Below are 13921 nucleotides of genomic sequence, written 5' to 3'. Positions count from 1 at the left end.
GTTGGTGCCAGGCCGCGGATCGGGTACCCCGTAGATCGGGTACCCCGTCCTGCAGCGGTCGACATTGAAGCAGAAAGCGCCCTGCCGGGCAGGACCAAGCGTTCAGCCTAGCGGGGAGCGAAAACCAAACTTCACAAGGCTTCTACAAGTCGGGCCCCGGCGGCTGCCGGGGCCCGACCTGCTTCTGTCTACTGTGCCGCTCCCTGCTCGGCGTCCTCTACGGCGTCCCCTACTCGGCGTCGGCCGTCTTGGCCGCCGCCTTCTTCACGGGCGCCTTCTTCGCCGCGGTCTTCGACGTCGTCGTCTTCTTCGCGGCGGTCTTCTTGGCCGGGGCGGCCTTCTTGGCGGTGGTCTTCTTGGCGGTCGTCTTCTTCGCCGCGGCCTTCTTCGCCGTCTTCTTGGCGGGCCCCTTCGCCCGCTTCTCGGCGAGCAGCTCGAACCCGCGCTCCGGCGTGATCGCCTCGACGCTGTCGTCCGACCGCAGGGTCGCGTTCGTCTCGCCGTCGGTGACGTACGGGCCGAAGCGCCCGTCCTTGACCACGACCGGCTTGCCGCTGACCGGGTCCGCGCCCAGCTCCTTCAGCGGCGGCTTGGCCGCGGCCCGCCCACGCTGCTTGGGCTGGGCGTAGATCGCCAGCGCCTCCTCCAGCGTGATCGTGAAGAGCTGCTCCTCGGCCTGGAGGGAACGGGAGTCCGTGCCCTTCTTCAGATACGGGCCGTAACGGCCGTTCTGCGCGGTGATCTCCTGGCCCTCGGCGTCGGTGCCGACGACGCGGGGCAGCGACATCAGCCTGAGCGCGTCCTCAAGGGTCACCGTGTCCAGCGACATCGTCTTGAACAGCGAGGCCGTGCGCGGCTTGACCGCGTTCTTGCCGGTCTTCGGGGTGCCCTCGGGGAGCACCTCGGTGACGTACGGACCGTAGCGGCCGTCCTTGGCGACGATCTGGTGGCCGGTCGAGGGGTCGGCGCCCAGTTCGAAGTCACCGCTCGGCTTGGCGAGCAGTTCCTCCGCGAGCTCGACGCTCAGCTCGTCCGGGGCGAGGTCTTCCGGGATGTCCGCGCGCTGGTGGTTCCCGGAGTCCTTGTCGCCGCGCTCGATGTACGGGCCGTAGCGGCCGACCCGGAGCACGATGTCGCTGCCGACGGGGAAGGACGACACCTCGCGCGCGTCGATCGCGCCGAGGTCGGTGACCAGTTCCTTCAGGCCGCCCAGGTGGTCCCCGTCGCCGTTGCCCGCCTCGGCGGCGCTGCCGTCACCGTTCGCGCCTTCGCCGAAGTAGAACCGCTTCAGCCACGGCACGGACTGCGCCTCGCCGCGCGCGATGCGGTCGAGGTCGTCCTCCATCTTGGCGGTGAAGTCGTAGTCGACGAGCCGCCCGAAGTGCTTCTCCAGGAGGTTGACCACGGCGAAGGACAGGAAGGACGGCACCAGGGCCGTGCCCTTCTTGAACACGTAGCCGCGGTCGAGGATCGTCCCGATGATCGACGCGTACGTCGACGGGCGGCCGATCTCGCGCTCTTCGAGCTCCTTGACCAGGCTGGCCTCGGTGTAGCGGGCCGGGGGCTTGGTGGCGTGCCCGTCGACCGTGATCTCCTCGGCCGTGAGCGCGTCGCCCTCTGCCACCTGCGGCAGCCGGCGCTCGCGGTCGTCGAGCTCGGCGTTCGGGTCGTCGGCGCCCTCGACGTAGGCCTTCAGGAAGCCGTGGAACGTGATCGTCTTGCCGGACGCGCTGAACTCGACGTCCCGCCCGTCGGCAGCGGCGCCGCCGATCTTGACGGTGACGGAGTTCCCGATCGCGTCCTTCATCTGCGAGGCGACCGTCCGCTTCCAGATCAGCTCGTAGAGCTTGAACTGGTCGCCGGTCAGCCCCGTCTCGGCGGGCGTGCGGAAACGATCGCCCGAGGGCCGGATCGCCTCGTGCGCCTCCTGCGCGTTCTTGACCTTCCCGGCGTACGTACGCGGCCGGTCCGGCAGGTAGTCGGCGCCGTACAGCTGAGTGACCTGGGCGCGGGCCGCCGAGACCGCGGTGTCGCTCAGCGTCGTGGAGTCCGTACGCATGTACGTGATGTAGCCGTTCTCGTACAGCTTCTGCGCGACCTGCATGGTCGCCTTCGCACCGAAGCCGAGCTTGCGGCTGGCCTCCTGTTGGAGCGTCGTCGTACGGAACGGCGCGTACGGCGAGCGGCGGTACGGCTTGGACTCGACCGAGCGCACGGAGAACCGCGTGCTCTCCAGGGCGGCGGCCAGCGCGCGGGCGTTGGCCTCGTCCAGGTGCAGCGTGTTCGCGCTCTTGAGCCGGCCGAGCGAGTCGAAGTCACGGCCCTGGGCGACCCGCCGGCCGTCGACCGCGGTCAGCCGCGCGACCAGCGAGGACGGGTCGGACACATCGCCGGCGCGGCCGGTGCCGAAGGTGCCGGTCAGGTCCCAGTACTCGGCGGAGCGGAACGCCATGCGCTCGCGCTCCCGCTCCACGACGAGCCGGGTCGCCACGGACTGCACGCGGCCCGCCGACAGCCGCGGCATGACCTTCTTCCACAGGACCGGCGAGACCTCGTAGCCGTAGAGGCGGTCGAGGATGCGGCGGGTCTCCTGGGCGTCGACCAGCTTCTTGTTGAGCTGGCGCGGGTTGGCGACGGCCTCGCGGATCGCGTCCTTGGTGATCTCGTGGAACACCATCCGCTTGACCGGGATCTTGGGCTTGAGGACTTCCTGGAGGTGCCAGGCGATGGCCTCGCCCTCGCGGTCCTCATCGGTGGCGAGGAAGAGCTCGTCCGACTCCTTCAGGAGGTCCTTGAGCTTCTTGACCTGGGCCTTCTTATCGGCGTTGACCACGTAGACGGGCTGGAAGTCGTGCTCGACGTCCACGCCGAGGCGGCGCACCTCGCCGGTGTACTGCTCGGGCACCTCCGCGGCGCCGTTCGGAAGGTCACGGATGTGCCCGACGCTCGCCTCGACGATGTAGCCGGGGCCGAGATAGCCCTTGATCGTCTTCGCCTTGGCAGGCGACTCGACAATGACGAGTCGGCGGCCGCCCTTCGCGGTCTCGCTGGTCGGGGACAACTTCGCTCTTCTCTCCGGTCGACGCTGGGGGCACCCCAGGGCTGGGGCCACGGGATGTGGCGCGCACGTACTGACGCTGCGGAGTGTGACGGTAAATCCCGCCCCCGTGTCAAATGACCGAAGTCCACAACGGCCACTCGAACGGTCTCCCAATGTAACGGGTCAAGCCTCAGACTAACCCGGGGCCGGAATGAAGGCTCATCGGTTCTTCTCACCATCCGTAGCCTTCTTGTGGCAGTATGCACACGCGGGCTCGGCGTCAGGACACGAGGACAACGGTCGTGTGCCGGGTGTATCGCCGAGCATGGTTTCCGAGGGTAACTCGGGAGCGCCGCTTCCCGTCGGAGAGGCGGCAAGGGCGCCTCATCTGCTCGTATGCGCGGTGCCCGGGAGCCTGCTCCTCATGCCCGCGAGGGAAGCACGTATGCCCGGGAGCCTGCTGGGGGAAGCAGTCGTCGACGTGTGATGCGCCAATGGAGATCGTCCGGGCCGACGGGCCGTTGGTCGTGCGCCGTCGTCAGAGTTGTGCGAAGCACCACGCCGCGAGCGCCAGTGCGCTCACACCGGCGAGTGTCGCGACCACAGCGGAGACCTTGGGGTGCACTCCGTCGGCGACAGCCTCGTGGCGCCAAACCCGGTGTCCGGTCCACAGGAGCAGCGACGATCCGAACAGTACGAACACGGTGCCCGTGAAGATCGCCGGTGCGGTTTCCATGTCTCTTCCATGTCCTGTGTGCTCGGATCCTCGGGCCAGGAAGCCTCACAGGCCCGGGAGACCGGAAGGCGAACGCGTGGTGAACACCCCGGCCGTCGTGCACGAGACGGCCGGGCAGACGCCGACAGCCTCAGCCGGCCGGTTCGAGGAACCCCTGTTCCACCAGCAGCCGGATCTGCGCCGGGGTCCGGTCGCGCAGCAACACCGGGTCCTCGCCGACCAGTTGAGCGATGGCGTCGAGGATCCGGCCCGCGCTGAGCGTGCCGTCGCACACCCCTGCGAAGCCCGCGCCGATCGTGTCCACCTTGGTGGCCCGGCGCATCCCGCGGTTCTGCCGCAGCACCACGTGCTCGGGGTCCTCGGCGCCCGGCAGCCCGACCTGCTCCTGGACGATCTCCTCGACGAGCCTGAAGTGCCCGGCGAGCAGGGCGGCGTCGTCGTGCTCGCGCAGGTAGTCGAGGCGCTCGAAGTGTGCGCGCACCGTGTCGCCGAGCGGCTGTTCGACCGGATGCGGCCACTCCTCCACGGTGATCGACGGCTCGGCGGCACCGGTCTTGCGCAGGGTGATCCAGCCGAACCCGACGGCCCTGACCTTGCGCGCCTCGAACTCGTCGAGCCACGCGTCGTACCGCGCCTGGTACTCGGCGGGGTCCGCGCGGTGGTCGCCCGCGTCGCGCAGCCACAGCTCGGCGTACTGCGTGACGTCCTGTACCTCGCGCTGCACGATCCAGGCGTCGCACCCGCGCGGCACCCAGGAGCGCAGCCGGTCCGGCCAGTCCTCGCCCTCCACGTGCTGCCAGTTGGCGAGGAACTGTGCGAACCCGCCCTCGCTCAGCCGCTCCCCCGCCTGCTGGACCAGCGCCCGGCACAGGTCGTCCCCACCCATGCCGCCGTCGCGGTAGGTGAGCCGGGCGCCGGGAGAGATCACGAAGGGCGGGTTGGACACGATCAGGTCGTACGTCTCGTCCCGCACCGGCTCAAACAGTGAGCCCTCGCGCAGGTCGGCCGCCGGTGCGCCGGACAGCGCGAGCGTGAGCGCGGTGATGTGCAGCGCGCGCGGGTTCACGTCGGTCGCGGTCACCCGGGTGGCGTGGCGCGTGGCGTGCAGGGTCTGGATCCCTGATCCGGTGCCGAGGTCGAGCACGGAGGCGACCGGGTTCCGTACGGTGATTCCGGCAAGCGTGGTGGACGCCCCGCCCACTCCGAGTACGACACCTTCCCCATGGCTGCCGATGCCGCGGGCCCCGCCGACCGCACACCCCAGGTCGGACACGATGAACCAGTCCTCGCCACCGGGACCGCCGTACGGCCGTACGTCGACGGTGGCGGCGAGATCGTCCCGGGCGTCCGGGGCGACGCGCACCAGCCAGCCGCTCTCCAGGCATGCGTCGACCGGCAGCGCGTCCGCCACGCGCGCGTGCGCCACGGGCTGCTGGAGCAGGAACAGCCGCACGAGCGCCTCCAGCGGCGTGTCCCCGCGCGTCGCCCGCAGTGCCGGCACGGTCTCGCTGCGGGCCAGCGCCGCGTACGCGGGAGCGCCGAGCAGGTCGAGCAGGCCGTCGGCGGTGAAGCCGGCTCCGATCAGGGCGTCCCGGAGTCGGGCGGCGACGTCGGGGCGGTCGGTGGCGGGCAGGGGCGACAGGCTGGAGTTGCTCACGGTCCCATTGTGTCGGCTTCCGCGACATGGCGCGTACACCTGTGGACGGCATATGCCAAGGGTCCGGCACGCGCGCGTACCGGACCCTTGTGAGGCTGACGAACGATCGCCCTCCTCAGGCGCGCCATTTCACGAGGGGCGCCCTTCACGTTCACGAGGGGCGCCCTTTCACGCGGCCGTCAGCTCTTGCCCGCCGAGGACGAGACGGCAGCGGTCTTGCAGCTCTGCTGTGCGGACATCGCCTTGCCCACGTCGCCCTCCTCCAGCTTGGCGAGCGCGTCGCTGCCGCTCCTGCTCAGCTTCTCCAGCTCCGTGGCGACGCCCTTGAGACCGTCGGCGAACTTCGCCTGGTCCTTGGTGTCGAGGTCGTCCGACTTCTTCTTCAGTCCGGCGTAGGCGGTGGAGAGGGTGTTGAGCTCCTTGACCGCGTCCTGCGTCTTCTTGTCGCCGTTCTCGACGTCCGGCGCCCCGGCCTTCTGGACGGCGGTCGCCATCGCCTTGTAGGCGTCGGAGATGTCCTGGAAGGCCTGGGAGTCCACCTTCTGCACGGCCTCCGGTGTGCTGTCGTCCGAGGTCTCCTGCTGGATCGCGGCATTGGCGGCCGTGATCTTCTTCGTCTGCGGCTGCACGGCGTCGCAGACCTGCTTGGCCCAGGAGTTCAGCTGTTCGCTGTTGTCGTCGCTGCTGCTGCATCCCGACAGCGCCAGTACCAGTACCGCACCGCCGGACAGTGCGGCCGCGAGCTTCTTGTTCACCGGATTGGTCCCTTCCATGGCTCTCGGCCCGGAACATACACGCCGAACGGGTGACACCCCGATGTCATATGACCGCTATCACACCATATGATCCATTTGCACGAGCGAGAGAAGGCTCACGGACAGGGCACACAAACGGCAGAACGGGCGGTCGGCGCGCCAACACGCGCCAACCGCCCGCCCGTTGGCCGGCGCGAAGCCGACCCCCGTACCGCCGTCTACGAAACCACCGCGGGATCCGCCGACTTGGCCACCTTGTCGGTGTTGTCTTCGTCACCCACGGCGATACCGCGCCGCTTGGACATGTACACCGCGCCGACGATCACGGCGAGCGCGACCACCGCGATCAGCACACGGAGCACGATGCTCTTGTCCTCGCCGTAACTGAACTTCACGACCGCGGGCGCGATGAGCAACGCCACCAGGTTCATCACCTTCAGCAGCGGGTTGATGGCGGGGCCCGCGGTGTCCTTGAACGGGTCGCCCACCGTGTCGCCGATGACGGTCGCCGCGTGGGCATCGCTGCCCTTGCCGCCGTGGTGGCCGTCCTCGACGAGCTTCTTGGCGTTGTCCCAGGCGCCGCCGGAGTTGGCGAGGAACACCGCCATCAGCGTGCCCGTGCCGATCGCACCCGCGAGATAGGCCCCGAGCGCGCCGACGCCGAGCGTGAACCCGATCGCGATGGGCGCCATCACGGCGAGCAGTCCTGGTGTGGCCAGCTCCCGCAGGGCGTCCTTGGTGCAGATGTCGACGACTCTGCCGTACTCGGGCGTCTCGGTGTAGTTCATGATCCCCGGCTTCTCACGGAACTGCCGGCGGACCTCATAGACGACCGCACCGGCGGACCGCGAGACCGCGTTGATCGCCAGCCCCGAGAAGAGGAAGACGACCGCGGCGCCCGCGACGAGCCCGACGAGGTTGTTGGGCTGTGAGATGTCCATCATCAGGTTCATCGGCGCGCCCGCGCCGGAGACCTTCTCGCCCACGTCGTTCGCGGCCGTGAGGATCGCGTCGCGGTACGACCCGAAGAGTGCCGAGGCCGCGAGTACGGCCGTGGCGATGGCGATGCCCTTGGTGATGGCCTTGGTGGTGTTGCCCACGGCGTCGAGGTCGGTGAGCACCTGCGCGCCCGCGCCCTGGACGTCGCCGGACATCTCGGCGATGCCCTGAGCGTTGTCGGAGACCGGTCCGAAGGTGTCCATGGCGACGATGACGCCGACCGTGGTGAGCAGACCGGTGCCGGCCAGCGCCACCGCGAACAGGGCGAGCATGATCGACGTACCGCCGAGCAGGAACGCCCCGTACACGCCGAGGCCGATCAGCAGGGCGGTGTAGACGGCCGATTCGAGGCCGATGGAGATACCGGCGAGGACGACGGTGGCCGGGCCGGTGAGCGAGGTCTTGCCGATGTCCCGCACGGGACGACGGGTGGTCTCGGTGAAGTAACCGGTCAGTTGCTGGATCAGCGCGGCCAGCACGATGCCGATGGCCACCGCGACGAGCGCGAGGATCCGCGGATCGCCGCCCTTGCCGAGGATCGCCGCGTCCGTGACGCCCTTCAGGCCGGCGTACGACGACGGCAGATAGACGAAGACCGCGACCGCGACCAGCGCCAGCGAGATGACCGCAGAGATGAAGAAACCGCGGTTGATGGCACTCATGCCACTGCGGTCGGCGCGCCGCGGGGCCACGGCGAAGATGCCGATCATCGCGGTGACCACACCGATCGCGGGCACGAGCAGCGGGAACGCCAGCCCCGCGTCACCGAACGCCGCCTTGCCGAGGATCAGCGCGGCGACGAGGGTCACGGCATACGACTCGAAGAGGTCGGCCGCCATGCCCGCGCAGTCGCCGACGTTGTCGCCCACGTTGTCGGCAATGGTCGCGGCATTGCGCGGGTCGTCCTCCGGAATGCCCTGCTCGACCTTGCCGACCAGGTCGGCGCCGACGTCGGCGGCCTTGGTGAAGATGCCGCCGCCGACCCGCATGAACATCGCGATCAGCGCCGCACCGAGACCGAAGCCCTCCAGGACCTTCGGCGCGTCGGCCGCGTACACCAGCACCACACAGGAGGCGCCCAGAAGACCGAGCCCCACCGTGAACATGCCGACGACGCCACCCGTACGGAAAGCGATCTTCATGGCTCTGTGCGAGACGGCGGTGAGATCCTTTTCCGGCTCGCCTTCCGCCGGGGTCGCTTCACGCGCCGCTGCGGCGACCCGCACATTGCTGCGTACGGCGAGCCACATCCCGATATAACCGGTGGCCGCCGAGAACGCGGCGCCGATCAAGAAGAACACCGATCGGCCGGCGCGCTGATTCCAGTCGTCCGCGGGCAGCAGCATGAGCAGGAAGAACACGACGACGGCGAATACGCCGAGCGTGCGCAGCTGCCGGGCCAGATAGGCGTTGGCGCCTTCCTGGACCGCCGCCGCGATCTTCTTCATGCTGTCGGTGCCTTCGCCTGCCGCCAGCACCTGGCGCACCAGGACCCCGGCGACCACGAGCGCGGCCAGCGCGACGATCCCGATGACCATCACGATGAGGCGATTGTCGTTCGTCAGCACTGCGGCTGCGAAGGTTGTGGGGTGATCAAACTGTTGAGGGGTAAAAAGCCCCGCCATTCGTCCTCCTTGACGCTTGGGCTGAGCTCAAGATGTGGACGGATTCTAGGGAGGGGAACCTGATCAAAACAGTACGCGGTAAACGGAATTAGCTCCACCTGCCCGTCAGCAAATGATCGCCGGGTAGGCACAGAACCCGAAAGCGGTAATGCCTCAAAGGCGTTGACGCTTGATCAAATGACGGCCTGATTGATCGTGAATTCCTTCACTAATTCAGGCGCATCATCGGGAAGTCGTCGCAGAATGATCGGACAAAAGGCAAAGGGCCCTGCTCAGCAGGGCCCTTTGCAGAGACTCGAAGCCCCTCGTGGAGACTCGGAGACGGAGACTCGCGGGCGGAGACTCGAAGAAGGAGGTACGCCGGCGGTGCGTACGGGGAGGTGCGCGTCAGGGAACCGCGGCCGGCGGTGTGGTCGGCCAGCTCATACGGATCTTGCCGCCGTGCTCGTCCGCGGTGACCTCCACGTCGTCGACGAGGCCGCTGATGACCGCGAGGCCCATCTCGTCCTCCTCGGCCTCCACGTCCGCGTCCTCGTGGGCTCCGTGCGTCGTGCCGCCCGGCACGGCGCGCGGAGCCTCGTCACCGACCTCGATGGAGAACTGCTTCTCCTCCTCGATCAGCAGCACCCGCACCGGCGCCGAGATGCCGCTGCTCTGGTGCAGGCCGACGGCACGGGTGCAGGCTTCGCCGACGGCGAGCCGCACCTCGTCGAGGACGGCCTCGTCCACCCCGGCCTTGCGTGCGACGGAAGCGGCCACCAGTCGGGCGGTCCTGACATGTCCTGGGACCGCACTGAAACGGAGTTCAACGGTGGCCATGCATCCCCCTCGGAAACGGGCGTGCTGTCAGGGGGCCGGGCCGTCGTGGGCCCGGTCCCCCTCCTGTTGTCTCAGCCGTCACGGGCACGCGGCCCATCGACGGTCAGTCCGTCGCCGCCACCGCTTCGTCGACCGAGGTGTGGATCGGGAACACCTTGGTGAGACCGGTGATGCGGAAGATCTTCAGAATGCGCTCCTGGTTGCACACCAGGCGCAGCGAGCCCTCATGGGCCCGGACACGCTTCAAGCCGCCTACCAGCACGCCGAGCCCGGTGGAGTCGAGGAAGTCGACACCCTCCATGTCGACGACGAGGTGGAAACTCCCGTCGTTCACCAGCTCGACCAGCTGCTCGCGCAGCTTGGGCGCGGTATATACGTCGATTTCACCACCGACCTCGACGACCGTACGATCGCCGACGGTACGGGTCGACAGGGACAGGTCCACGGATCCTCCAGCACCTTGCTAATCGAGCGGTCGTCCCTCAGGACACCTCGGCGGAGCCCCAGGACGGTTCGCCAGCCGCGATGGCATTCAATCACTTACCGGCAGGCGTGCACGACGCCTTGGGACCATTGTCCGTCACGCCGGTGACACACTCGGTGCCGATGGCCAAGAATCACCGAACCGATCGATCCCCGACGGACTCCACCGCCCGCCCCGCGCCGGGGACGGTCCTGGACCGGCTCGCCTCCGCGCCGGGCAGGGCTTCGCGCATCACTCATACGGAGCACCTGCCCCCGCGTGAGGGCCGCCATGCCGTCTGGCCCGACCGGATCCGCGCGGAAGTCATCTCGGCCGTGCAGGCCAAGGGCATCGAACACCCCTGGGCCCATCAGGCTCTCGCCGCCGAACACGCGCTGGACGGCGATTCGGTGGTCGTCGCCACCGGCACGGCCTCCGGCAAATCGCTCGCCTACCTCGTCCCCGTCCTCTCCGGTCTCCTGGACGGCTCCGAGGCACCCAACGGCCGCGGCGCCACCACCCTGTACCTGGCGCCGACGAAAGCACTCGCGGCGGATCAGTGCCGATCGGTGAAGGAAATTTCACATCCGCTGGGCACCGCGTTCCGCCCCGCCGTCTACGACGGCGACACCCCTGTCGAGGAACGCGAGTGGATCCGCCAGTACGCCAACTACGTCCTCACCAACCCCGACATGCTGCACCGCGGGATCCTTCCCTCACACCCGCGCTGGTCCTCCTTCCTCAAGGCCCTGAAGTACGTCGTCATCGACGAGTGCCACACCTACCGCGGCGTCTTCGGCTCCCACGTCGCCCAGGTGCTGCGCCGTCTGCGCAGGCTGTGCACCCGGTACGGCGCCTCGCCCGTCTTCCTGCTGGCCTCGGCGACCGCCGCCGAGCCCTCGGTCGCCGCTTCCCGGCTCACCGGCCTGCCCGTGGTCGAGGTCGCGGACGACGCCTCCCCTCGCGGGGAATTGGTGTTCGCCCTCTGGGAGCCCCCGCTCACCGAGTTGCACGGCGAGAAGGGCGCGCCGGTGCGGCGCACGGCGACCGCGGAGACGGCGGATCTCCTGACCGACCTCGTCCTACAGGGTGTCCGCTCGGTCGTCTTCGTCCGCTCCCGGCGCGGCGCCGAACTCATCTCGGTGATCACCCAGGAACGCCTCGCCACGGTGACATCGGAGGCCGGCACCGCGGGCGACCGCTCGCTGGCCCGGCGCGTCGCCGCGTATCGCGGGGGCTACCTCGCGGAGGAACGCCGCGCCCTGGAGCGCGCCCTCCACTCCGGCGAACTCCTCGGGCTCGCCGCCACCACCGCCCTGGAGCTGGGCATCGACGTCTCCGGCCTGGACGCCGTGGTGATCGCCGGCTACCCGGGCACGCGGGCCTCCCTGTGGCAGCAGGCGGGCCGCGCCGGCCGCTCAGGGGAGGGCGCCCTGGCCGTACTGGTCGCCCGCGACGACCCGCTGGACACGTTCCTCGTGCACCACCCCGAGGCATTGTTCGACCAGCCGGTCGAGTCGACGGTCCTCGACCCGGACAACCCGTACGTCCTGGCCCCGCACCTGTGCGCGGCCGCCGCCGAGATCCCTCTGACGGACGACGACCTTCCGCTGTTCGGCCCCGCCACCGAGGACCTGCTGCCGCAGCTGGAGGCCGCGAAGCTGCTCCGGCGCCGTACCAAGGCCTGGCACTGGACACGCCGCGAGCGGGCCGCCGACCTCACGGACATCCGCGGGCAGGGCGGACGGCCGGTCCAGATCGTCGAGGCCGGCACCGGACGGCTCCTGGGCACGGTCGACGCGGGCGCCGCCCACACGACGGTCCACGAGGGCGCCGTGCACCTGCACCAGGGCCGTACGTATCTGGTGCGCGAACTGGACCTGGACGAATCCGTGGCCCTGGTCCAGGAGGCCAACCCGCCGTATTCGACGGTCGCCCGCGACACGACGTCGATCTCGATACTGGAGACCGACATCGAGGTCCCGTGGGGCGACGGACGCCTGTGCTACGGCTCCGTCGAGGTCACCAACCAGGTCGTCTCCTTCCTGCGACGAAAGCTGATCACCGGCGAAGTGCTCGGCGAGACGAAACTCGACCTCCCTCCTCGTACGCTGCGCACCCGTGCCGTGTGGTGGACGGTCACCGAGGACCAGCTCGACGCCGCCCGGATCAACCCGGAGATCCTCGGCGGCGCCCTCCACGCCGCCGAGCACGCGTCGATCGGCATGCTGCCGCTCTTCGCGACCTGCGACCGCTGGGACATCGGCGGCGTCTCGGTCCCGCTGCACCCCGACACGCTGCTGCCGACGGTCTTCGTCTACGACGGCCACCCGGGCGGCGCGGGCTTCGCCGAACGCGCCTTCCACACGGCCCGCTCCTGGCTCGCCGCCACCCGCGAGGCCATCGCCTCCTGCGAGTGCGACGCCGGCTGCCCGTCCTGCATCCAGTCCCCCAAGTGCGGCAACGGCAACGATCCACTGCACAAGCGGGGAGCCGTGCGGTTGCTCACGGAGCTGTTGCGGGAGGCACCGGCGGGCTGACCGCGCCGGGTCGGGCACGTTCGGTGTGAGGCGCGTTCGGTGCCGGGGCTTGGGGGGCCGTCGGCCCCGGTGCGACCGGCCCGGGTGCGACCGGCCCGGGTGCGACCAGCCCGGGTGCGACCGGTCCCGCCGGTCCGGCTCTCGATCTCGCCTCCGCGCTGAACGGTCCCTTCCCCGACGCAGCCGTGACGTCCGAGGTCTCGCCCTCGATCGCGCACCGCACGAGCCGGGTGCCCTGGGCCCGGGCGACCCGCTCCGCCATGCCGCATGCGGCGTCCGTACCCGTCGTCCAGTGGTCGGCGGCCGCGAGCGCCGCGAGATCGGCCGCCCCGGCCGCACGGTGTCGGATCACGACCGTCTGGCCCATGGCCAGCAGGGCCCCGAAGATCACACACAGCACAGCGATGGCACCCACGGCCCAGACGGTCGCGGATCCTCGGTCGGAGCGGTGGTCCGTCCGGCGCGATCGTTTTCTTTCACTTTGCTGCCGTGGCTTCCGGTGCACCCTGTCTCTGGTCCGTGCTCCGTGTCCTGTGTACGTCACCCCCTGGCCCCCACCGTCTCCTCCGCCAGTGCCACGGCCTCATGGCTCAGGTCCAGGCTCAGGGCATCCGGTCCCGGTGGGTTCGCCGCGACCACCACGTGCACCAGGTCGCCCTCACGGCTCACAGTGACCCTCGCCCCGTCGGGCGCCAGCCGACGAGCCATCGCCACGACCGCGTCGGGTGGGTCCTGGCGAGCCGCCGCCCGAGCACCCGCCCTCGCCGCGTCCACGCACTGAATCTGCGCACACGCGGCGAGCAGCGCCCACACCAACGCCATCGCGAACAGCACCAGCACGGGCAGGGCCATCGCTGCCTCGGCGGTCACGAAGCCACGGTCACGCCTCCGCTCGACGGGCGCTGCCCGGACGGCGGCTCTCCACTCCCCCCTGTCACCGCCGCCCCATCGCACGGCCCACCGGTCACGCCCCGCCATCGAGCGCCCGCTTCACGATGTCCTGCAACTCCGTCTGCACCTGCCCGCTGGTCACGACCTTGTAGAGCACCGCGGCGAAGGCAACCGCCGCGATGATCCCCACGGCGTACTCGGAGGTGACCATCCCCGCGTCCCTCGGTGCCTGGCGCACCCTGCGCACCAGGGCACGCATCCGTCCTCGTACCGCCTCTACCGCCCGTACTGCCTTGCGCATCTCAACCCCCGTAAGGATCCGTTCCGTTCATCCCGTGTGCTGCTGTTTGCACTACTGTTTGCACTGCTGTTTCTGCTGCTGTTTCTGCTGTCCCT

Annotated in this window: 11 protein-coding genes; 1 reads left to right on the top strand and 10 read right to left on the bottom strand. The window is 69.5% G+C overall.

All coding sequences use genetic code 11. The features are described from left to right. Positions 1–229 precede the first annotated feature (229 nt). The 7 genes from topA to bldG form a co-directional block, all read right to left on the bottom strand. Positions 230–3061, bottom strand: coding sequence for a type I DNA topoisomerase (topA, locus tag E0500_RS11425; protein WP_131558648.1), 2832 nt, complete (start codon positions 3059–3061; stop codon positions 230–232). Between the two features lie 517 nt (positions 3062–3578). Beyond that, the gene (locus E0500_RS11420; protein WP_131558646.1) at positions 3579–3776 is read right to left on the bottom strand and encodes a hypothetical protein; all 198 of its coding nucleotides are present in this window, start codon (positions 3774–3776) and stop codon (positions 3579–3581) included. A gap of 130 nt (positions 3777–3906) precedes the next feature. Continuing rightward, positions 3907–5433: a class I SAM-dependent methyltransferase gene (locus tag E0500_RS11415; RefSeq protein WP_131558645.1), complete on the bottom strand. Its 1527-nt coding sequence runs from the start codon at positions 5431–5433 to the stop codon at positions 3907–3909. 179 nt (positions 5434–5612) lie between these two features. Next, on the bottom strand, positions 5613–6206 hold the full coding sequence (locus E0500_RS11410) for a small secreted protein (protein WP_131558643.1): 594 nt from the start codon (positions 6204–6206) through the stop codon (positions 5613–5615). A gap of 200 nt (positions 6207–6406) precedes the next feature. Next, positions 6407–8812 (bottom strand): sodium-translocating pyrophosphatase, encoded by a 2406-nt coding sequence (locus E0500_RS11405; protein ID WP_131558641.1) that lies wholly within the window; start codon positions 8810–8812, stop codon positions 6407–6409. 387 nt (positions 8813–9199) lie between these two features. Continuing rightward, positions 9200–9631 (bottom strand): ATP-binding protein, encoded by a 432-nt coding sequence (locus E0500_RS11400; RefSeq protein ID WP_131558639.1) that lies wholly within the window; start codon positions 9629–9631, stop codon positions 9200–9202. A 103-nt stretch (positions 9632–9734) separates the two neighbouring features. Continuing rightward, complete coding sequence (gene bldG, locus E0500_RS11395; protein ID WP_005475923.1) at positions 9735–10076, bottom strand: anti-sigma factor antagonist BldG; 342 nt, start codon at positions 10074–10076, stop codon at positions 9735–9737. Positions 10077–10156: 80 nt separating this feature from the next. On the opposite strand from bldG, the gene E0500_RS11390 reads away from it, so the two are divergent. Next, entirely contained in the window at positions 10157–12634 is a 2478-nt protein-coding gene (locus tag E0500_RS11390; RefSeq protein WP_165934839.1) for a DEAD/DEAH box helicase, read from the top strand. Here the strand turns inward: E0500_RS11390 and E0500_RS11385 are convergent. From E0500_RS11385 to E0500_RS11375, 3 genes are read right to left on the bottom strand one after another with little or no spacing between them, the layout of a single operon-like run. Beyond that, positions 12600–13139, bottom strand: a complete 540-nt coding sequence (locus tag E0500_RS11385; protein WP_131558635.1) for an Rv3654c family TadE-like protein — start codon at positions 13137–13139, stop codon at positions 12600–12602. The genes E0500_RS11390 and E0500_RS11385 overlap by 35 nt on opposite strands. 35 nt (positions 13140–13174) lie before the next feature. Beyond that, positions 13175–13612: a TadE family type IV pilus minor pilin gene (locus E0500_RS11380; protein ID WP_131558633.1), complete on the bottom strand. Its 438-nt coding sequence runs from the start codon at positions 13610–13612 to the stop codon at positions 13175–13177. Continuing rightward, a complete protein-coding gene (locus E0500_RS11375; protein WP_131558631.1) occupies positions 13599–13826 on the bottom strand; it encodes a DUF4244 domain-containing protein in 228 nt (75 codons plus the stop codon). The genes E0500_RS11380 and E0500_RS11375 overlap by 14 nt, the downstream gene beginning before the upstream one ends. Positions 13827–13921 lie beyond the last annotated feature (95 nt).

It is taken from the genome of Streptomyces sp. KM273126 (assembly GCF_004337435.2).
GTDB classification, from domain to species: Bacteria; Actinomycetota; Actinomycetes; order Streptomycetales; family Streptomycetaceae; genus Streptomyces; species Streptomyces acidicola.
The sequence above is the reverse complement of the archived record's forward strand: the minus strand, read 5'-3'. Positions and strand labels throughout refer to the sequence as shown.

Coding starts and splice junctions, on each gene's coding strand:
- E0500_RS11420 (WP_131558646.1), bottom strand. CDS start 3,776: ATGGAAACCGCACCGGCGATCTTCACGGGCACCGTGTTCGTACTGTTC.
- E0500_RS11410 (WP_131558643.1), bottom strand. CDS start 6,206: ATGGAAGGGACCAATCCGGTGAACAAGAAGCTCGCGGCCGCACTGTCC.
- E0500_RS11405 (WP_131558641.1), bottom strand. CDS start 8,812: ATGGCGGGGCTTTTTACCCCTCAACAGTTTGATCACCCCACAACCTTC.
- E0500_RS11400 (WP_131558639.1), bottom strand. CDS start 9,631: ATGGCCACCGTTGAACTCCGTTTCAGTGCGGTCCCAGGACATGTCAGG.
- E0500_RS11390 (WP_165934839.1), top strand. CDS start 10,157: ATGGCATTCAATCACTTACCGGCAGGCGTGCACGACGCCTTGGGACCA.
- E0500_RS11380 (WP_131558633.1), bottom strand. CDS start 13,612: ATGGCGGGGCGTGACCGGTGGGCCGTGCGATGGGGCGGCGGTGACAGG.
- E0500_RS11375 (WP_131558631.1), bottom strand. CDS start 13,826: ATGCGCAAGGCAGTACGGGCGGTAGAGGCGGTACGAGGACGGATGCGT.